The organism is Aeromonas sp. Y318-1, assembly GCF_027706125.1.
Lineage (GTDB): Bacteria > Pseudomonadota > Gammaproteobacteria > Enterobacterales > Aeromonadaceae > Aeromonas > Aeromonas hydrophila.
Genome location: NZ_JAPDCM010000005.1, coordinates 177,235 through 195,587 on the forward strand (window position 1 = coordinate 177,235; position 18,353 = coordinate 195,587).

The 18,353-nt window shown below is 63.8% G+C and carries 19 protein-coding genes; 7 read left to right on the forward strand and 12 right to left on the reverse strand.

Going from position 1 to position 18,353, the window contains the following annotated elements; all coding sequences use genetic code 11:
* Positions 1-37: 37 nt before the first annotated feature.
* The gene (fldB, locus tag OKB87_RS09630; RefSeq protein ID WP_011707047.1) at positions 38-556 is read right to left on the reverse strand and encodes a flavodoxin FldB; all 519 of its coding nucleotides are present in this window, start codon (positions 554-556) and stop codon (positions 38-40) included.
* A 187-nt stretch (positions 557-743) separates the two neighbouring features.
* Between fldB and xerD the strand changes: the two genes are divergently transcribed.
* Positions 744-1,643, forward strand: a complete 900-nt coding sequence (gene xerD / locus OKB87_RS09635) for a site-specific tyrosine recombinase XerD (RefSeq protein ID WP_270827254.1) — start codon at positions 744-746, stop codon at positions 1,641-1,643.
* Between the two features lie 60 nt (positions 1,644-1,703).
* Here the strand turns inward: xerD and mscL are convergent, their stop codons facing one another.
* Positions 1,704-2,111, reverse strand: a complete 408-nt coding sequence (mscL, locus tag OKB87_RS09640; protein ID WP_017409264.1) for a large-conductance mechanosensitive channel protein MscL — start codon at positions 2,109-2,111, stop codon at positions 1,704-1,706.
* 260 nt (positions 2,112-2,371) lie between these two features.
* Here mscL and OKB87_RS09645 point away from each other — a divergent pair, with 260 nt between their 5' ends.
* From OKB87_RS09645 to nqrE, 6 genes are all read left to right on the forward strand, one after another.
* The gene (locus OKB87_RS09645; protein ID WP_270827255.1) at positions 2,372-3,088 is read left to right on the forward strand and encodes a disulfide isomerase DsbC N-terminal domain-containing protein; all 717 of its coding nucleotides are present in this window, start codon (positions 2,372-2,374) and stop codon (positions 3,086-3,088) included.
* The gene (gene recJ / locus OKB87_RS09650) at positions 3,054-4,784 is read left to right on the forward strand and encodes a single-stranded-DNA-specific exonuclease RecJ (RefSeq protein ID WP_270827257.1); all 1,731 of its coding nucleotides are present in this window, start codon (positions 3,054-3,056) and stop codon (positions 4,782-4,784) included. Before OKB87_RS09645 ends, recJ begins: the two co-directional genes overlap by 35 nt.
* A gap of 149 nt (positions 4,785-4,933) precedes the next feature.
* Complete coding sequence (locus tag OKB87_RS09655; RefSeq protein WP_270827258.1) at positions 4,934-6,115, forward strand: MerR family transcriptional regulator; 1,182 nt, start codon at positions 4,934-4,936, stop codon at positions 6,113-6,115.
* Positions 6,116-6,154: 39 nt separating this feature from the next.
* Entirely contained in the window at positions 6,155-6,658 is a 504-nt protein-coding gene (locus tag OKB87_RS09660; RefSeq protein ID WP_270827260.1) for a GNAT family N-acetyltransferase, read from the forward strand.
* A 185-nt stretch (positions 6,659-6,843) separates the two neighbouring features.
* A complete protein-coding gene (locus OKB87_RS09665; protein ID WP_235194988.1) occupies positions 6,844-7,287 on the forward strand; it encodes a hypothetical protein in 444 nt (147 codons plus the stop codon).
* A 154-nt stretch (positions 7,288-7,441) separates the two neighbouring features.
* Entirely contained in the window at positions 7,442-8,041 is a 600-nt protein-coding gene (gene nqrE, locus OKB87_RS09670) for an NADH:ubiquinone reductase (Na(+)-transporting) subunit E (RefSeq protein WP_011707038.1), read from the forward strand.
* A gap of 44 nt (positions 8,042-8,085) precedes the next feature.
* Here nqrE and OKB87_RS09675 read toward each other — a convergent pair whose 3' ends face one another.
* The 10 genes from OKB87_RS09675 to mrdA form a co-directional block, all read right to left on the reverse strand.
* Positions 8,086-8,655 carry an RBBP9/YdeN family alpha/beta hydrolase gene (locus tag OKB87_RS09675; RefSeq protein WP_049048181.1) on the reverse strand — a complete coding sequence of 190 codons (570 nt, stop codon included), beginning with the start codon at positions 8,653-8,655 and terminating at the stop codon, positions 8,086-8,088.
* 138 nt (positions 8,656-8,793) lie between these two features.
* Complete coding sequence (locus tag OKB87_RS09680; RefSeq protein ID WP_270827261.1) at positions 8,794-9,297, reverse strand: GNAT family N-acetyltransferase; 504 nt, start codon at positions 9,295-9,297, stop codon at positions 8,794-8,796.
* Between the two features lie 163 nt (positions 9,298-9,460).
* Positions 9,461-10,426 (reverse strand): lipoyl synthase, encoded by a 966-nt coding sequence (gene lipA / locus OKB87_RS09685; protein WP_011707035.1) that lies wholly within the window; start codon positions 10,424-10,426, stop codon positions 9,461-9,463.
* Between the two features lie 85 nt (positions 10,427-10,511).
* Positions 10,512-11,216, reverse strand: coding sequence for a lipoyl(octanoyl) transferase LipB (gene lipB, locus OKB87_RS09690; protein ID WP_017409254.1), 705 nt, complete (start codon positions 11,214-11,216; stop codon positions 10,512-10,514).
* A 96-nt stretch (positions 11,217-11,312) separates the two neighbouring features.
* On the reverse strand, positions 11,313-11,576 hold the full coding sequence (ybeD, locus tag OKB87_RS09695; protein WP_005298227.1) for a DUF493 family protein YbeD: 264 nt from the start codon (positions 11,574-11,576) through the stop codon (positions 11,313-11,315).
* 292 nt (positions 11,577-11,868) lie between these two features.
* Positions 11,869-13,059 (reverse strand): D-alanyl-D-alanine carboxypeptidase family protein, encoded by a 1,191-nt coding sequence (locus OKB87_RS09700; RefSeq protein WP_011707032.1) that lies wholly within the window; start codon positions 13,057-13,059, stop codon positions 11,869-11,871.
* Between the two features lie 194 nt (positions 13,060-13,253).
* Positions 13,254-14,207 carry a septal ring lytic transglycosylase RlpA family protein gene (locus OKB87_RS09705; RefSeq protein WP_270827262.1) on the reverse strand — a complete coding sequence of 318 codons (954 nt, stop codon included), beginning with the start codon at positions 14,205-14,207 and terminating at the stop codon, positions 13,254-13,256.
* A complete protein-coding gene (gene mltB, locus OKB87_RS09710; RefSeq protein WP_270827264.1) occupies positions 14,149-15,147 on the reverse strand; it encodes a lytic murein transglycosylase B in 999 nt (332 codons plus the stop codon). Before mltB ends, OKB87_RS09705 begins: the two co-directional genes overlap by 59 nt.
* Positions 15,147-16,250, reverse strand: a complete 1,104-nt coding sequence (rodA, locus tag OKB87_RS09715) for a rod shape-determining protein RodA (RefSeq protein WP_016351680.1) — start codon at positions 16,248-16,250, stop codon at positions 15,147-15,149. Before rodA ends, mltB begins: the two co-directional genes overlap by 1 nt.
* The gene (gene mrdA / locus OKB87_RS09720; protein WP_270827265.1) at positions 16,243-18,159 is read right to left on the reverse strand and encodes a penicillin-binding protein 2; all 1,917 of its coding nucleotides are present in this window, start codon (positions 18,157-18,159) and stop codon (positions 16,243-16,245) included. The genes rodA and mrdA overlap by 8 nt, the downstream gene beginning before the upstream one ends.
* Positions 18,160-18,353 lie beyond the last annotated feature (194 nt).

Here is an 18,353-nt window from a genome sequence, read left to right on the forward strand (position 1 = left end):
CCGGGGGCCATCGCCACTGGTGTCAGGCAACCCTGCGTCAGAGCAGCTCGTGGATCTCGCTCAGGATCTGGTCGACCCACTGTTCGATACGGGATTCGGTCTGGTCGTACTGATTGGCGTCGTCGAGCGCCAGGCCGACGAAGTGACGGCCATCGTCGATCAGCGCCTTGGAGGCATCGAACTCGTACCCCTCGTTGGGCCAGTAGCCCACCAGCTTGACTCCTTTGGGGACCAGCTGATCGTGCAGCAGGCCGAGGGCATCCTGATACCATTCGCCGTAACCCAGCTGATCGCCCATGCCGAACAGGGCGATGATGCGGCCTTCCAGCTCGACATCCTGAATGTCTTCCCAGCGGGATTCCCAGTCTTCCTGCAGCTCGCCGAAGTCCCAGGTGGAGATGCCCAGGATCAGGATGTCGTACTCCTGCATGAGGGTGAGGGGCACATCCTTGATGTTGTGGAGATCAACCAGCTCGGGGCCAATGAGGGCGCGGATCTTCTCGGCGGCCATCTCGGTGTAGCAGGTGGTAGAGCCGTAAAACAAACCTATCTTCATCGCTCTTCTCTTGATCGCAGTCGGCAATGGGAGCGGGCAACCGCAGGGTGGCGCCCGGGGGAGGGCGTCAGTCTAGCAGATTGCCCGGCGCGCTTCACCGCCTGGCGGGCGATGGACAACGGCAACTTGCGGCCGCAGTGGGTCGGCACGTTACAATGGGCCATGTTTCCCCTGAGCGCGGCGTACCATGAGCAAGTCTGAATCCCAACCCCTGATCGAGCCGTTTCTGGACGCCCTCTGGCTGGAGCGGGGCCTCTCCGACAACACGGTCAGCTCCTATCGCACCGATCTGGAAAAGTTCTCCCTCTGGCTCGACGAGCAGGGGGGCTCCCTGCTGCTGGCGGGGCTGGACGACATCCAGCACTATCTCGCCTGGCGGGTGGACCAGCAGTTTGCGGCCAGCAGCACGGCCCGCTTCCTGTCGGCCCTGCGCCGTTTCTACCAGTATCTCAACCGGGAGAAGCTGCGCAGCGACGACCCCACCGTGCTGCTGGAGGGGCCCAAGCTGCCCAAGAAGTTGCCATCGGATCTCAGCGAAGCCGAGGTGGAGGCGCTGTTGCAAGCGCCGCTGGTGGACGAGCCGCTGGAGCTGCGGGACAAGGCGATGCTCGAGCTGCTCTACGCCACCGGGCTGCGGGTCTCCGAGCTGGTGGGGCTGACCGCCGAGCATGTCAGCCTGCGCCAGGGGCTGGTGCGGGTGGTCGGCAAGGGGAACAAGGAGCGACTGGTGCCCATGGGGGAGGAGGCGGTGCACTGGCTGGAGCGCTACTACCGGGAGGCGCGTACCCTGCTGCTGGGCGGCACCAGCTCGGACGTGGTGTTCCCCTCCAAGCAGGCACGCATGATGACCCGTCAGACCTTCTGGCACCGCATCAAGCTCTATGCCCAGCGTGCCGGCATCCAGGGCGAGCTCTCCCCCCACACCCTGCGCCACGCCTTCGCCACCCATCTGCTCAACCATGGCGCCGATCTGCGGGTGGTGCAGATGCTGCTGGGCCACGCGGATCTCTCCACCACCCAGATCTACACCCACGTGGCCAACGAGCGGCTCAAGGCGTTGCACGGCCAGCACCATCCGCGCGCCTGACCGGCAACAAAAAACCGCCAGAAGGCGGTTTTTTTTCGAATACACGACAGGAGCTGGCGCTTATTTTCCCTGTTGGGATTTGAGCAGATCGCGGATCTCGGTCAGCAGTTCCTGATCCTTGGTCGGGCCGGCCGGGGCCGCTTCCTCTTCCTGCTTGCGCTTGAGGGTGTTGATGGCCTTCAGCCCCATGAAGATGGCGAAGGAGATGATCAGGAAGTCGATGATGGTCTGGATGAACTTGCCGTAGGCGATGACCACGGCCGGGGTGCTCCCCTCGGCGGCCTTCAGGGTCACGGCGAGGTCGCTGAAGTCCACGCCCCCCAGGATCAGGCCGATGGGCGGCATGATCACGTCTCCAACGAAGGAGGAGACTATCTTGCCGAAGGCGGCACCAATGATGATACCGACCGCCATGTCGATGACGTTGCCTCTGGACGCAAAGGCCTTGAACTCTTGAATCAGACTCATTTTCCCCTCCAAAAATGGGCAGGGTACGGCCAGCGCCGCACCGGTATTTGAATAATTAAAGCTTCAGGAAAACAGAGGATGACCGTCGTGTTTCCTGTCGTCCCGGTTAGCTTGCTGGGCCTTTGCCCGATTGGCAACCTGTCAGATCGGGATTTTTTTGCGGCCCTCGCTATTAATCAATCGGTAATTAAGCGGTTGAGGAGAGAATATTCACTGAGTTACCTTGTGAGTCCATTCGTTCATGCCAAGTGAGTAAAAGAGTGAAATATTTACTGCTGGGAATGATGCTGCTGGGCTCTTTTGCCGCCAGCGCGGGGATGGATCCCCAACTGTTGAAGCAGACCATAGAGCAACGGCTCGGGATACAGGTCTATCTGGTGGACGAGACCCCCATGCCCGGTCTCTACATGCTGGGCACCGCCCAGGGACTGCTCTATACCGATGCCAGGGGCGACTATGTGCTGCAGGGCACCATGCTGGATCTGGCCCACGACATGAAAAACCTCACCATGCTGGGGCTGCGTCAGCAGCGGCAACTGGCCCTGGCGCAGATCGGCGAGCGGCGGGTACAGCTGCGGGCCGAGCAGGAGCGCCATCGCGTCACCCTGTTCACCGATCTCGCCTGCAGCAGCTGTCGCACCACCCTGGCAGAACTGCCGGTCCTGCAGGCGAGGGGGGTCAGCGTACAACTGCTGCCGGTGCTCGGTACCTTTGCCGAGCTGGCCGAAGCGCAGGCGCGCTGGTGCGATCCCCGGCAGTTCGGTGCACTGGATCTCAGTGATCGTTTGCCTGAGACCGGCTGTAATGAGATCCTTGCCCATCATATCGGCCTGAGCCAGTGGCTCGGGATCAAGGCGCTGCCGAGCTGGGTCCTGCCAAATGGCGACCTGGTGCGCGGTTATCAGAGCCCTGAACAACTGCTCAAGATACTGGATCACATCAATGCCCCTGCTAATCCGTCGTCGTCCGCGAGTTGATGATTCCCATCTGCCTGCCACCCTGCACCCGCTGCTTCGTCAAATCTTCGCCAGCCGCGGGGTCGAAGATCCCGCTCTGCTGGAGCGCAGCGCCAGCCAGCTGCTGCCGCCCCAGCGCCTGTTCGGCATGGCGCAGGCGGTGCCGCTGCTGGCCGAGGCGCTGACGGCGCAAAAACGCATTCTCATCGTCGGTGATTTTGACTGCGACGGCGCCACCAGCTCGGCGCTGTGCGTGCTGGCCCTGCGCGCCATGGGCGGTCGCCACATCGATTTTCTGGTGCCCAACCGCTTCGAGTTCGGTTATGGCCTCACCCCCGAGATCGTCGAGCTGGCGGTGGCCCGCGGCGCCGAGTTCCTGATTACGGTGGACAACGGCATCTCCAGCATCGCCGGGGTGGCGGCGGCCAAGGCGGCCGGCATGCAGGTACTGGTTACCGATCACCATTTGCCGGGCCAGGAGCTGCCTGACGCCGACGCGATAGTGAACCCCAACCAGCATGGCTGCGACTTCCCCTCCAAGTCGCTGGCCGGGGTCGGGGTCGCCTTCTATCTGATGGCGGCCCTCAACACCCATCTGCGCCAGAGCGGCTGGTATGAGCGCCAGGGGCTGCGCGCACCCAACGTGGCGGATTACCTGGATCTGGTGGCGCTTGGCACCGTCGCCGACGTGGTAGCGCTCGATGGCAACAACCGCATCCTGGTCCATCAGGGCTTGCAGCGGATCCGGGCTGGCCGCTGCCGCCCCGGCATCCAGGCGCTGGTGGACGTGTCGGGCCGCGACGGGCGTCGCCTGTGCGCCGCCGATCTCGGCTTTGCGCTGGGGCCGCGCCTCAACGCGGTGGGCCGGCTCGACGACATGTCGCTCGGGGTCGCCTGCCTGCTGAGCGAGGACATCAACTTGGCACGCCAGCTCGCCTCCGAAATGGACAGCCTCAACCAGGAGCGCAAGGAGATCGAGCAGGGGATGCAGCAGGAGGCGCTCGCCACCCTGGAGCAGATCCGTTTTCGTGACGGCGAGGTGCCGTCGGGTATCGTGCTGCACCGGGACGAGTGGCATCAGGGGGTGGTGGGGCTGGTGGCCTCCAAGGTGAAGGAGAAGTACTACCGCCCGGTCATCGCGTTTGCCGAAAGCAGCGAGACCGAGCTCAAGGGCTCCGGGCGCTCCATCCCGGGGGTGCACCTGCGCGATGCGCTGGAACTGCTCGACACCCGCCACCCCGGCTTGATGGGCAAGTTTGGCGGGCACGCCATGGCGGCCGGGCTGACCCTGCCCAAGGCCAATATCGAGGCCTTCGGTCGTGCCTTTGAGGCGGTCATCGGCGAGCTGGTGACGCCTGAGCTGTTGACCGGGGTGCTGCTCACCGATGGCGAGCTGCTGCCCGATGAACTGAGTCTGGAGCTGGCGGAGCTGATCCGCGCCTCAGGCCCCTGGGGCCAGGCCTTCCCCGAGCCGCTGTTCGATGGCGAATTCGTGCTGGTGCAGCAGCGGCTGGTGGGGGATAAGCATCTCAAGATGATGTTGACCACGGATTCCGGCCACGCGGTGGATGCCATCGCCTTTGGCGTCGACTTGCAGCGCTGGCCCGATGCTTCGGTGAAGCGGGTGCGGCTGGTCTACCGGCTCGACGTCAACGAGTGGCGCGGCAACCGCAGCGTGCAGCTGCTGGTGGAGCATCTGGAGGCCGCCGGCCTCTGATCCCCGAGTCTCTCTTGCTGCCGATGACGGCCACCTCAGGGTGGCCGTTTTTTTATGGTGTGAACCCGGATGTTGCCGTTGACCCGTCTATTGCTTCACAGTTTAAGCTTCCCTTCATCGGGTCACGGACCCCTCAGCGAGTGGTTGTCATGAAAATATCCGAACTGGCCCAGCGCTGCGGCCTGGCCCGCTCCACCCTGCTCTATTACGAAAAGCTGGGGGTGATTGCGGGCACGAGAGCCGCCAACGGCTATCGCCACTACGACGATGAAGATCTGCAGCGGCTGCGGATGGTACAGGCCCTGCAGGCCGGCGGCCTCAGCCTCAAGCAGTGCCTCGCCTGTCTGGCGGGCGAGCTGGAGCAGGCAACGCTGAAGGCCAGGGTCAGGGAGCTGGATGAAGAGCTGGCGCAGATGCAGCGCGCCCGGGATCTGCTGGCGGATCTCGCCGGTTTGCGTGCGCACTCCGGCGACGAGTTCAAGGCCTGGCAGCGGCAACTGCAGCATCAAGCCCCGCAGGCCTACTTTGCCTGGGTGATGAAGCAGGGATTCAGTGAGAAAGAGCGTTACCACCTGCAGTGGCTCAGCAAAGACATGAACGAACATGAGCGCTACATCCGGGATTTCAAGCTGCTGCTGGACGGCATGAGTTATTGGGGGCCGGGCGATAGCCTCTTCACCCAGCAACAGTTTGCCGCGCTGCCCAGCCAGCCTCGCCGGATCCTCGACATGGGCTGCGGGCGCGGCGCCGCCACCCTGGCGCTGGCACAGGTGACGGACGCTACCATAGTGGCCATCGATCTGGACGAGGAGGCGCTGGCCGCCGTGGCCCGCAGCGCCAGTGCGGCGGGGCTGAGTCAGGTCACTACCCTGTGCGCCAACATGGTGGCGCTGCCGGCAGACCTTGCCCCCGCCGATCTCATCTGGGCCGAGGGGAGCGCCTACACCATCGGGGTTGCCAACGCCTTGCAGGCATGGCGGCCGTACCTTGCCGGTCCTGCTGCCTGCCTGGTGCTGAGCGACCTGGTGTGGCTGACGGACACGCCGCCGGAGGAGGCGCTGGCGTTCTGGCAACGGGATTATCCCGCCATGCAGACGCTGGCGGGCTTGCTGAAGACGGTGCAAGAGGCGGGTTATCGCTGTCTGTCGCACACCCAGTTGCCGCAAAGGGCCTGGCACAACTATCTGGACCCTATCGAGCACAATCTGGCGCGCCATCGCGCCGAGCTGGGGGATAGCCCCGCCTGGCAGGATCTGAGCCGGGAAGTGGCCATCCACCGCCAATACCTGGGCAGCTACGGCTATGTGATCTGCTGCCTGCAGGCCGCCTGATCAGGCCATCCATTGCAAGAGAACAAACGGAGAATCCCTATGAACATCATCATTCGGCCCGAAGCGGGCGCCGATCACGACGCCATTGAGGCGCTGACCATGGCCGCGTTCCTCAAGGCGCCCCATACCGCTCACAACGAACAGCGGATCGTGCGTGCCTTGCGCCAGGCCGGGGCGCTCAGCCTGTCGCTGGTGGCGGAGCTGGAGGGGCAGGTGGTCGGCCACCTCTGCTTCTCGCCGGTGACCATCAGCGATGGCAGCCCGCACTGGTATGGTCTTGGCCCCATTTCGGTCTCTCCTGCGCTGCACGGCAGGGGGCTGGGTTCACGGCTGATGGACGCGGGTCTGGCACAGCTCAAGGGGATGGGGGCGGCCGGCTGCGTGGTGCTGGGGGAGCCCGGTTTCTACGGCCGTTTCGGCTTCGTGTCCGAGCCGGGGTTGACGCTGCCCGGCGTGCCGGCGGAGTACTTCATGGCTCGCTCGTTCGGCGCCGCCATGCCTCGTGGCGAAGTGTGCTACCACCCAGCCTTTGTGCAGGCGTGAGGGTCACCGTGAGGGCAAAGAGGGTGTTCCTTGCTCTCATTGTGGTTTTTAATTGCCGGCTTTATTGATAACGAGGGGCTTTAGTATCAATTCGTGGGTGTTTGCAGGGTTTCAAATTCAATAAAAAGATGAATTGTGATATATTCGGCCTCGCTGAATCCTCTTTTAAAGAAGGGACTCCCTGCTTGTCACCCGCTGGCCGACGCTCGACCTGGCCGATGGCCCTCGCCATCGCCTGCCTTCTGTGGCTTGCCGCCTTCGCCGCGGCAGAGGTCGGTGCAGCCGTACGTCAGGCCGCGGTCGGCCAGGGCGCCTCGATGCAGTTGCATGAGCCAGCCGATCCCGGGCTGGTCAACAGCGTCAGCCTGCCGCCGGGCGGCCAGTGGCGGCTCAGCTTCGAGCAGGGGCGACGGCTGGAAGGGGCTGCTCAAGCCGAGCTCTATCAGGTGCTGCTGGCCTGGTTCCAGCACGATATCCTCGGCCTGCTCTGCGGCCTGCTGTTCTTCCTGCCCCTCATCTACCTCAGACAACTGAGCGACTACTTCGGTTATCTGCACCGGTGGCAGTTGAGCTGCCATCACCTGCAATTTCGTTTCTGCCACAGCGACTCGTACCCGGCTGCTTGCTGAGCGCCCGTCCGCCCAAGGCTTGCTCCCTCGCTGATCGATGTCAGCCGCGAAGGCATGCCCGTGCGGCCCGGTGCCCTCCTTGCACCGTCTTCGTGCCTGCCCGCCGGCGGGCGCGAAGGCGGCCCCCGCCCCGTACACGTTGTGAGCCGACCCGATGGATTATTATGTAAACCTGTTTATTCACTCGATTTTTGTCGAAAACTTGGCGCTGGCCTTCTTCCTTGGCATGTGCACCTTCCTGGCCGTTTCCAAGAACATCAACACCGCCTTCGGCCTTGGCATGACGGTGCTGGTGGTCATGGTGATCGCCATTCCCCTCAACAACCTGATCTACCGCCATATCCTGCGTCCCGAGAGTACCTTCCTCGGCGAGTTTGATCTGAGCTTTCTCGATTTCATCGTCTATATCGGGGTGCTGGCGGCGCTGGTACAGGTGATGGAGATGGTGCTCGACAAGCACTTTCCGGCGCTCTATCACGCGCTGGGCATCTATCTGCCGCTGCTGACGGTGCATTGCGCCATCTTCGGCGGGGTGATGTTTATGGCCCAGCGGGATTACGACTTCATCGAATCCGTGGTGTACGGGGCGGGCTCAGGGCTGGGCTGGCTGCTGGCCATCGTCGCCATCGCCGGTCTGCGCCAGAAGATGAAGTATTCGGATGTGCCAGAGGGGCTGCGCGGCATCGGCATCACCTTCATCGTGGCCGGGCTGATGTCGCTCGGCTTCATGTCTTTTTCCGGCATCTCGCTCTAGCCGGCGGAGTGTTGCAACGGCCACGCAAGTGGCCGTTTTGCCATCTATTGGTCCTCGATCATCCCCAGCAGCCGGTCGTGTACCAGCGGCAGCGCCAGAAAACCGTCCCGATCGAGGAAGTGACCGCCATGCTCCAGGCTGTAGAGCGGCGCGGCCAGCTGTTCGCTCAGGTGCTGGCAGTAGCGATAGGGCACGATGGCATCGTCGCGGGAGGCGACCACGACCCGTCGGGGCGCCAGCGCCATGATGTGGGCCGGGTCGTAACCCTGGGTCATGAAGGGATCCAGCTCAGGCAGGGTGTGCAGCGGCTGATCGAAGCCGGACACCAGCAGGATCCCGCCCACCCGGCGGGAGGCGGGCAGGCGGCTCAGCTGGCGCAAGATGGTGATGCAGCCGAGGCTGTGGCCCAGCAGAAAGGTCCGCTCATCGTGATCGCGCACCAGGCTGTCCATGGCGGCGTCCCAGGCGGCGGGTTGCGGATGGTGGGGATCAGGCATGGCCAGCACCTCGACCCGGATATCGCGGGCTTCGAGCTGCGCCTTGAGCCAGGGAAACCAGTGGGAGTGGGGGGAGGCGGTATAGCCGTGCACGATGAAGACGCGGGTGTGTGACATAAGCAGGATCCTGAAACGGGGCGACAGGGAACAAACAGGGCGTGCGCAGCGACGCAGGCCGGGGCGGCCTCATCATATCAGCGCCAGCCGGGTGGTGGCACGCCCCTGTCCGGGTGGTACAAGGGCGGGACAAGGCGTTCAACCCAGCCGTTTGGCCATGTTGTAGCCGGTGATGGCGAAGCCCGCCTCCTGGTAAAGCGCCAGGGCGCGCGGGTTGTCGTGGGCGACCCGCAGGGTGATCTGGCGGATGCCGCTGCGCCTGAGCTCGGCTTCCAGCAGCGCCATGGCGGCCTTGCCGATCCCCCGGCTGCGGTGGGCCGGCGCGACATAGAAGTCATAGATAAAGGTGGCGGCGCCGTCGCTGTCGATGGCGTGCCAGAGATAACCCAGTGGCCCCCCCTCGGCGGGGGCAACCGCGCCCTCTGCGTCTGCGGGCAGGATGCAGAGCAGGTGGTGACCGGCGCTGGCTACCCCTTGCGGCAGATAGCGCTGCAGGGAGGCCTCGGCCTTGTGGCGGGCGGTGGCGAGATCGTGGCCCTGGTTGCTGGCGAGATCCTGCGCGTACTCCTCGATGAAGCAGGCGCAATAGGCGGGGTAGTGCTGCTCGCTCATGGGCAGCAAGCGGATAAGCGGTGTCGGCATCCTGCAGATCACTCAAGGGGAGAAGGGAGGCTCACGTTAACCCGGCGGCGAAGTGAGTGCAAACGGCGCTGGCCGTGGTCGGCAGCCAAAACGGCGTCAGCCTGTGGCCACCCCATAAAAAAGAGCGCCCAAGGGCGCTCTTTTTTGACCAGGGGGAGCGAGGTTATTTCACCTCTTCGCCCTTGGCTTGCAGGTCCGCATGGTAGGAGGAGCGGACGAAGGGACCGCAGGCGGCGTGGGAGAAGCCCAGCCCCATGGCCACGTCTTTGAGCTCGTCGAACTCTGCGGGCGGCACGTAGCGCTTCACCGGCAGGTGGTGGCGGCTCGGCTGCAGATACTGGCCCAGGGTCAGCATGTTGACGCCGTGTTCGCGCAAGTCCTTGAGTACCTGCACGATCTCTTCGTTGGTTTCGCCCAGACCCATCATGACGCCGGACTTGGTCGGCACATGGGGGTGCATCTCCTTGATGCGGCGCAGCAGCTCCAGCGACCACTTGTAGTCGGCACCCGGACGGGCGACTCGGTACATGCGCGGGGCGGTTTCCAGGTTGTGGTTGAACACGTCAGGCGGGGTCTCGCGGAACACTTCCAGTGCCTGCTCCATCCGGCCGCGGAAGTCCGGGGTCAGGATCTCGATGCGGGTCTGCGGGCTGTGCTCGCGGATCTGCTTGATGCAGTCGGCGAAGTGCTGGGCACCGCCGTCGCGCAGATCGTCGCGGTCCACCGAGGTGATCACCACGTATTTCAGCCCCATCTCCTTGATGGTCAGCGCCAGCTTCTTCGGCTCGTCCGGATCGAGCGCCAGCGGGCGGCCGTGGGCCACGTCGCAGAAGGGGCAGCGACGGGTGCAGATGGCACCCATGATCATGAAGGTGGCGGTGCCGTGGTTGAAGCACTCCGCCAGGTTGGGGCAGGAGGCCTCTTCACACACTGAGTGCAGCTTGTTCTTGCGCAGGGTGCTCTTGATGTGCTCGATCTTCTGGCTCGACGGCGGCAGCTTGATCCGCATCCAGTCCGGCTTGCGCAGCACTTCCTCGTTGGGATCCGGCATGAATTTCACCGGGATCAGGGCCATCTTGTCGCCATCGCGCAGCTTGACGCCCGGCTCCATACGAACGGGTTTGCTCATGATTCACTCTCGGTGTTTGTTATTGTCTGGTTGATAGCCACCAGGGTCATCTCGGTGCCCTCATGGCCAGGCAGCATGGGCTCGCTCATGCCGCCTCTTCGGTATTCGTGATTGTCTCATAGCCGATCAGGCTGGCCAGTTCGGCCACCAGCATCGCTTGCGCCTCGGCCACGCTCTGCGGGCCGCCCAGGGCGCTGGTCTGGGTCATGGCCATGCCCGCATAGCCGCACGGATTGATGCGCAGGAAGGGGGTCATGTCCATGTTGACGTTGAGGGCCAGGCCGTGGAACGAGCAACCCTTGCGGATGCGCAGGCCGAGCGAGGCCAGTTTGGCTTCTGTCTGCAGCGAGGCGCCGAGCTGGTTCTTCACGTAGACGCCGGGGGCATCGGGTTTGGCATAAGCCTCAATCCCGCTTTTGGCCAGGGTGTTGATGATGGCGGTCTCGAGACAGGTCACCAGCTCGCGCACCGTCAGCTTGCTGCGGCGCACATCCACCAGCACGTAGAGCACCAGCTGGCCGGGGCCGTGATAGGTCACCTGGCCACCGCGATCGCTCTGCACCACCGGGATATCGCCGGGGGCGAGCAGGTGTTCGGCCTTGCCGGCCTGACCCTGGGTGTAGACGGGGTCGTGCTCCACCACCCAGAACTCGTCCGGGGTGTCGGGGGTACGGCTGTCGGTGAAGGCCTTCATGGCATCCCATACCGGCTGGTAGGGACGGCGGCCCAGCTGTCTGACCAGCAGCCGGGGGGCTGACGATGGTGATTCGGCGGGGGTTTGGAGTGACATCTTTCCTCACTGACAGGCGCTGGGGTCGGCCAGCGCGGCCACGACAGCCGGCTGGCAAATAATCAGTCGCCCCGGTGGCGGGGCGAGAGAGGCGACTTACAGGACGTAGCGAACCAGCTCTATGTTACCGAGTGCGGTATACATGGCTTCGATATGTTCCTTGCTCTGGGCGGTCACAGTGACCCGGACCGAGTGGTAGTTGCCCTTGGAGCTGGGCTGCACGGTCGGGCTGTAGGTACCGGGGGCGTGCTGCTGCAGCACTTCCACCACCATGTCCGGCAGCGCCGGGTCGGCAACGCCGAGCACCTTGAACGGGAACTTGCAGGGGAACTCCAGCAGTTCATCAAACTTGGTATTCATTTACTCACCTTTTGGTGTCGTCACGGGACGACTTCATCGCTTGTGGCTAGTGGCCGATGGCCCATCAGGGCCGCCATCTACCCGTCTGTGGCGGGCACTGCTCAAGTGTATATGGGCATTGCCCAGGCCGGGATCAAGGTCCGGTCTGGCAGACGAGGCATGGAGGTGCTGCTTTTTACCACAAATCGTCAGTCGGCGGAACCTGCAGATTGCAGGGTTATTGACTGGCCCGACCGCAAAAGACAGCAGCGGCGCCTGTTGGCGCCGCTGTTTGGTCAGGTTTGTGCGCAGGTTACTTGAACCAGCTGGAGACCAGCATCACCAGGTAATCCCACAGACGGCTCATCAGGCCACCTTCCTGCACCTCTTCCAGGGCGACCAGCGGAACCTGCTTGATCTCCTTGTCACCTTGCTTGAGGAACACGGTACCGACCCGTTGGCCCTTGGCCAGCGGTGCCTTCAGCTCGCTCTCGAGCTGGAAGTCGGCTTTGAGGTTGTTGCCCTGGCCACGGGTGACCAGCACGGAGACGTCCTTGTCGACGCCCAGTTTCACTTCAGACTTGTCGCCCATCCAGATCTTCTGGGTCACCAGCTCGGTGCCGGCCTTGTACGGGGTCAGGCTCTGGAAGAAACGGAAACCGTAGGTGAGCAGTTTCTTGCTCTCGGCGGCGCGGGAGGCTTCGCTGCTGGCACCCAGCACCACGGCGATCAGGCGCATGCCTTCGTTGTTGGTGGCGGAGGAGACCAGGTTGTAGCCGACCTGGCTGACGTGGCCGGTCTTGATGCCGTCAACTTGCAGGGATTGATCCCACAGCAGACGGTTGCGGTTGTGCTGGGTGATGCCGTTGAACACGAAGGACTTCTGGGCGTAGATCTTGTACTCGTCCGGCAGGTCGCGGATCAGGGCCTGGCCCAGGCGCGCCATGTCGTGGGCGGTACTGTAGTGACCTTCCGCATCCAGCCCGTGCGGGTTCATGAAGTGGCTGTCGTTCATGCCGAGCTTGGCGGCCCAGCTGTTCATCAGACTGGCGAAGGAGTCGGTGCTGCCGGCCAGGAATTCGGCCATGGCGACGCAGGCGTCGTTGCCGGACTGGATGATGATGCCCTTGTTGAGATCATCGACCGAGACCTGCTTGCCCACCTCGATGAACATCTTGGAGGAGTCGGAGTAGTTCTTGGACCAGGCGTTCTGGCTGATGGTCACCATGTCGGTGCGCTTGATGTTCCCCTTCAGCAGCTCCTGGCCGATGATGTAGGAGGTCATCATCTTGGTCAGACTGGCGGGCGGCAGACGCTCTTCGGCGTTCTGCTCGGCCAGCACCTGACCCGAGTAGTAGTCGATCAGAATATGGGCCTTGGCGGAGATCTCCGGCGCGGCGGGAACGACCACGGGGTTGGCGTTCGGGGTCGGTACAGGCGTGTTGGCCTGAGCGGTGGCGCTTATCAGGGAGGCCAGAATAACTGAACGGGCAAATTTGGACATCTTGAAATTCCTGGAGCCTGGTTGGGGTAACCCAAGTTAAAAATGCGGGCTTCACTATACCAGAAGCGACCGTCGGTCAAAGCCCGACGTGCCATCTGGCCTGGTTTTTTATCCATCCGTTGCCGCCATCACGCCGGGAAACGACGTGATGGCGGGCGGCTGGCGGTGGTTCATGCTGGCTGAGCCACTCCCTATCAGGGGACGATGAAGGCTTGCTCCAGCCCTCCCTGACGGATCTGTTCGAGCAGGGCGGTCTGCTGAGCGGCGGGGACCGGTCCCAGCAGGACCCGGAAGATGGCGCCGTGGGCCGCCACCTGGTAGGGCACCCCATGGCGCTGGGTCATCACCTTGCCCATCGCCTCGGCCCGTGCCTGCGAGCCGCTGGCCAGCACCTGGATCATCTTGCCCTCGCCGCTGCTGGCGGGCGCGGCCGCCTTGGCCGCTGCCGGTTTGGCGGGTTTGACGACCGGGGCCGGTTCGGCGGTAGCCGGTGTAGCCATGGCCAGTTCGGTGGGCTGACCGACGAAGCCGTCCTGAGCAGCAGGGGCCGCGGCCGCCGGCGTGGTCGGCGTCATCTCGATGGGCTTCATGGGGGCCATGATCACCATCTGGTCCGGGGTGTCGTTGATGAGCTCGACCCGCACCCGAGCCTCGCCCCCCTCCACCATCTCCAGCTGCTTGGCGGCTGCATGGGAGAGATCGATCAGCCGGTCGCTGCCGAAGGGGCCGCGATCGTTGACCCGCACTATGGTCTCCAGCCCGTTGTCCAGGTTGGTGACCCGCACATAGCTTGGCAGCGGCAGGTTGCGGTGGGCGGCGCTGAACAGCTTGCTGTCCTGCACGTCGCCGTTGGCGGTCTTCTGGCCGTCCAGATCCTGCGCCAGCCAGCTGGCAGTCCCCTCTTCGCTGTAGTGCTTGATGTCGCGCCACACCTCGTTCTTCTGCTTGCCTATCCAGTAATCCCGGTTGCCGCTGGCGCTCAGGGGTTCGGGGCGCGGGATGGCGCCGGTGGCCTGAGGGATCTCGATGACCTGGGGTTTTTCCGGCTGGATCGGTTCGGGAGGCGGGGGAAGCTGCTCCGGCTGGCTGCTACAGGCGGCCAGCAACAAGGTCAGGCTGAGCGGGAGAAGTTTGTGGCTGTAATGCATACGCGTCCTGGATTGCTTGACTGAGTTGATGCACCGCCATCGCATAGAGCGGGCTGCGGTTATAGCGGGTGATCACATAAAAATTGTGGCGCGCGACCCAGTATTCCGGTCCATCGGCCTGTTCCAATGCCAGCAGTTTCACCGGCGTGTCGGGTGCCAGCGGGGTGGCGAGTTCAATGCCTGCGGTGGCCAGCTCGGCCCAGGTCTGGGTCAGCTCGGGGGCAGGCCCCAGCAGGGTACCCACTGGCGCCAGCCCGATCAAGGCGGGTTCGACCGGCGACTCCCCCCAGCGCCACTGGTGCTCGGCAAAATAGTGGGCAACGCTGCCGATGGTATCCACCGGATTGGTGAACAGATCGCGCTTGCCGTCGCCGTCGAAGTCGACCGCATAGTGGCGATAGCTGGAGGGCATGAACTGACCCATGCCCATGGCGCCGGCATAGGAACCCTTCAGGCGGGTGAGTGGCCACTTCTCCTCCCGGGCAAGCAGCACCAGCTGGGCAAACTCCTTGGCAAAGAAGTCTGCCCGCTCCGGGTAGTGGAAGCCCAGGGTATAGAGGCTGTCGAGCACCGGATGGCGGCCCATCTGGCGGCCGTAGAAGGTCTCGATGCCGATGATGGCGACGATGAGGGACGCCGGCACCTGGTAGGTCTGTTCGGCCCGCGCCAGGGTGGCGGCGTGGCGTTGCCAGAAGTCGACGCCGTCCCGGATCCGCTCCGGGGTGATGAACAGCGGCCGGTAACGGTGCCAGGGTTTGGCCTCCCAGGGGCGGCTGATTGTGTCGAGCACCTCCTGGCGCAAGCTGGCCTGGGCCGCGGCGGCCTGCAGCTCGGCCAGCGGCACCTGTTGCTGCTCGGCGAGCCGGGCGAGCCCCGGAGGCTCGACGGCCGCCGTTGCGGTCAGGGCAACGAGAGAGAGCAGCAAACCGGCCAGTCGCATCAGGCGAGCAGCCTTCTGTGGGTCTGGATGGACATCAGGATGCCGAAGCCGGCCATCAGGGTCACCATGGAGGTGCCGCCATAGCTCACCAGCGGCAGGGGAACCCCCACCACCGGAAGGATGCCGCTCACCATGCCCATGTTGACGAACACGTAGACGAAGAAGGTGAGGGTCAGGGCACCGCCCAGCAGGCGCTCGAAGCTGTTCTGGGCCTGCATGGAGATGAACAGGCAGCGGCTGATGATGTAGAGGTAGATCACCAGCAGGAGGGCCACGCCCACCAGGCCGAACTCCTCGCTGAACACCGCGAAGATGAAGTCGGTGTGGCGCTCGGGCAGAAACTCGAGCTGGGACTGAGTGCCCTGCAGCCAGCCCTTGCCGAACACGCCGCCGGAGCCGATCGCTATCTTGGACTGGATGATGTGATAGCCGCGACCGAGCGGGTCCTTCTCAGGATCCAGCAACATCAGCACCCGCTGGCGCTGGTAGTCGTGCATCAGGAAGAACCAGAGCACCGGCATGAAGGCGCAGATGAGCAGCACCGCCAACCCGATCAGCCACCAGCTTATCCCCGCCAGGAAGATCACGAAGAAGCCGGAGGCGGCCACCAGGATGGAGGTGCCGAGATCGGGCTGGGCCGCGATCAGCAGGGTAGGCAGCAGCACCATGATGAGACTCAGCACCAGGTGGCTGAACTTGGGCGGCAGCGAGTGGCGGCTGAGCCAGGCGGCCACCATGATGGGCATGGAGAGCTTCATCACCTCGGAGGGCTGAAACTTCATGAAGCCGAGGTCCAGCCAGCGCTGGGCCCCCTTGCCGATATGACCGAACACGTCCACTGCAACCAGCAGCAGCACCACCACCACGAACAGCGGCACCGACCAGCGGGCATAGAGGGAGGGGGGCAGCTGGGCCATGCCGATCATCAGGGCGAACGCCAGCCCGCCGCGCACCAGCTGGCGCACGATGGAGTCGACGTCCTGGCCGGAGGCGGAGTAGAGCACCACCATGGAGAGGGACATCAGGGTCAGCAGGCCGAGCAGCAGCGGCAAGTCGATGTGCAGCTTGTACCAGATGCTCTGCTGGCGAGCGGAATTACTCATGAGGAGCGACCTCTTCAGATTGGGGCTTCTTGGCCGGCGCCGGCGGCAGTTGCGGCTCCGGTGGCAGCAGGTAGGCGTCCAGCATCTGGCGGGCCACCGGGGCGGCCATGGCGCTGCCGCCACCGGCGTTTTCCAGTACCAGGGCGACGACCGCCTTGGGTGCTTCGAACGGGGCGAACGAGACGAACAGGGCGTTGTCGCGGTGCTCCACCTTGGTGGTGGCCGCGTTGTAGACCTGGTTCTCCTTCAGCCCCACCACCTGGGCGGTACCGGACTTGCCTGCCGCCTTGTAGGGGGTGTTGGCAAAGGCGCGCCGACCGGTTCCCTCGTGACCGTTGATAACCCGCCACATGCCGTCCTTGGCCACCTGCCAGTAGCTGTCGCTCTTGGTCTGGATGGCCATGTTCGGGTTGATGGGGGCATTGACCACGCCATCGATGGAGGCGGTGCTCTTGAGCAGGTGCGGCGTCACGTCGTGGCCGTTCTGGGTCAGGATGCTGATGGCCTTGGCCAGCTGGATCGGGGTGGCGCTCCAGTAGCCCTGGCCGATGCCGATGGAGATGGTGTCACCCTGATACCAGGGCTGGCGCCAGCGGGCCATCTTCCAGTCGCGCGACGGCATCACCCCCTTGGTCTCCTCGTACAGATCGACGCCGCTGTACTGACCGAAGCCGAACTTGGTCATGTAGCTGTTGATCTTGTCGATGCCGACCCGGTAGGCGAGATCGTAGAAGTAGGTATCCGCCGACACTTCGATGGCGCGGTAGACGTCGAGCCAGCCGTGACCCCAGCGGCGCCAGTCGCGAAACTTCTTGGTGGTGCCGGGGATGGAGAAACTGGGGCCGCCGAAGTAGCGGTAGTTGGGGGTGATGGCCCCCTCGTTGAGCCCCATCACCGCCATCATGGGCTTGACAGTGGAGGCGGGTGCATAGATGCCCTGGGTGGTGCGGTTCACCAGCGGCCTTGCCGGATCGTTGAGCAGCGCCGAGTAGTTGGCGCTGGAGATGCCGGTCACGAACAGGTTGGGGTCATAGCTCGGGCTCGACTCCATGGCCAGGATGGCGCCGGTATTGGGATCCATCATCACGATGGCGCCACGGCGACCGGCCAGCAACTCCTGCGCTTTGAGCTGCAGGCGGATGTCGATGTTGAGGTAGATATCTTTGCCGGGCTCGGGCGGCTGGAACTTGAGGGTACGCACCACCCGGCCGCGGTTGTTGACCTCGACCTCCTGGTAGCCGGCCACGCCGTGCAGCTGATCCTCGTAGTACTTCTCCACCCCCTGCTTGCCGATGTCCTTGGTGGCGGCATAGTTGGCGAGCTTGTCCTCCTTGTCGAGGCGCTCCACGTCGCGGGTGTTGATCTTGGCCACATAGCCCAGCGCATGGGTGAGGGTGTCACCGAACGGATAGTAGCGCTTGAGGTAGGCCTCAATGCTGACCCCGGGGTAGTTGTGCTGGTTGACCGAGAAGAGGGCAACCTGATACTCAGTCAGCTTCTCGAACAGGGCCACCGGCTTGAAGCGGCGCTGGCGCTTGACCTCGGCCAGGAACTTCTCCTTGGTGCCTTCCGGCAGCTTCAGCAGGGCGATCAGCTCGTCGGCGGTCTTCTCCAGATCCTTGGTCTCTTCCGGCACTATCTCCAGGCTGTAGACCGGGCGGTTCTCCGCCAATAGCACGCCGTTGGCGTCATAGATGAGGCCGCGTGGCGGTGCCACCGGCACCACCCGGATGCGGTTGTCGTTGGAGCGGGTCTGGTAGGTGTCGTAAGACTCGACCTGCAGATAATAGAGGTTGCCCAGCAACACCAGCATCAGCACTATCATGCCGATGTAGGCGACCAGGGTACGTCGAAAGAAGAGGCGACCCTCGGCGCTGTGGTCGCGCATCTCGATGCGATTCTTCAGCATGCCGCTACCTTATGGCTGTCGAGCAGGTGAGAAACAGGGTGCAGATGTGCATGCTCACGCTCTGTGATTCTGGTTTGAGAGGGGGATGCTGGAATAACGCATGATTCACTCTCTGTGATTCGGGTATGTGAGGGTGATGCTGGAATAGTGCATGTCCCACTCTCTGTGATACGGGTATGTGAGGGTGATGCTGG

Excerpts from the sequence above, each read along its gene's own strand:
- fldB (WP_011707047.1), bottom strand. The coding sequence starts at position 556 with ATGAAGATAGGTTTGTTTTACGGCTCTACCACCTGCTACACCGAGATG.
- xerD (WP_270827254.1), top strand. The coding sequence starts at position 744 with ATGAGCAAGTCTGAATCCCAACCCCTGATCGAGCCGTTTCTGGACGCC.
- mscL (WP_017409264.1), bottom strand. The coding sequence starts at position 2,111 with ATGAGTCTGATTCAAGAGTTCAAGGCCTTTGCGTCCAGAGGCAACGTC.
- recJ (WP_270827257.1), top strand. The coding sequence starts at position 3,054 with ATGCCCCTGCTAATCCGTCGTCGTCCGCGAGTTGATGATTCCCATCTG.
- OKB87_RS09655 (WP_270827258.1), top strand. The coding sequence starts at position 4,934 with ATGAAAATATCCGAACTGGCCCAGCGCTGCGGCCTGGCCCGCTCCACC.
- OKB87_RS09660 (WP_270827260.1), top strand. The coding sequence starts at position 6,155 with ATGAACATCATCATTCGGCCCGAAGCGGGCGCCGATCACGACGCCATT.
- nqrE (WP_011707038.1), top strand. The coding sequence starts at position 7,442 with ATGGATTATTATGTAAACCTGTTTATTCACTCGATTTTTGTCGAAAAC.
- OKB87_RS09675 (WP_049048181.1), bottom strand. The coding sequence starts at position 8,655 with ATGTCACACACCCGCGTCTTCATCGTGCACGGCTATACCGCCTCCCCC.
- OKB87_RS09680 (WP_270827261.1), bottom strand. The coding sequence starts at position 9,297 with ATGCCGACACCGCTTATCCGCTTGCTGCCCATGAGCGAGCAGCACTAC.
- lipA (WP_011707035.1), bottom strand. The coding sequence starts at position 10,426 with ATGAGCAAACCCGTTCGTATGGAGCCGGGCGTCAAGCTGCGCGATGGC.
- lipB (WP_017409254.1), bottom strand. The coding sequence starts at position 11,216 with ATGTCACTCCAAACCCCCGCCGAATCACCATCGTCAGCCCCCCGGCTG.
- ybeD (WP_005298227.1), bottom strand. The coding sequence starts at position 11,576 with ATGAATACCAAGTTTGATGAACTGCTGGAGTTCCCCTGCAAGTTCCCG.
- OKB87_RS09700 (WP_011707032.1), bottom strand. The coding sequence starts at position 13,059 with ATGTCCAAATTTGCCCGTTCAGTTATTCTGGCCTCCCTGATAAGCGCC.
- OKB87_RS09705 (WP_270827262.1), bottom strand. The coding sequence starts at position 14,207 with ATGCATTACAGCCACAAACTTCTCCCGCTCAGCCTGACCTTGTTGCTG.
- mltB (WP_270827264.1), bottom strand. The coding sequence starts at position 15,147 with ATGCGACTGGCCGGTTTGCTGCTCTCTCTCGTTGCCCTGACCGCAACG.
- rodA (WP_016351680.1), bottom strand. The coding sequence starts at position 16,250 with ATGAGTAATTCCGCTCGCCAGCAGAGCATCTGGTACAAGCTGCACATC.
- mrdA (WP_270827265.1), bottom strand. The coding sequence starts at position 18,159 with ATGCTGAAGAATCGCATCGAGATGCGCGACCACAGCGCCGAGGGTCGC.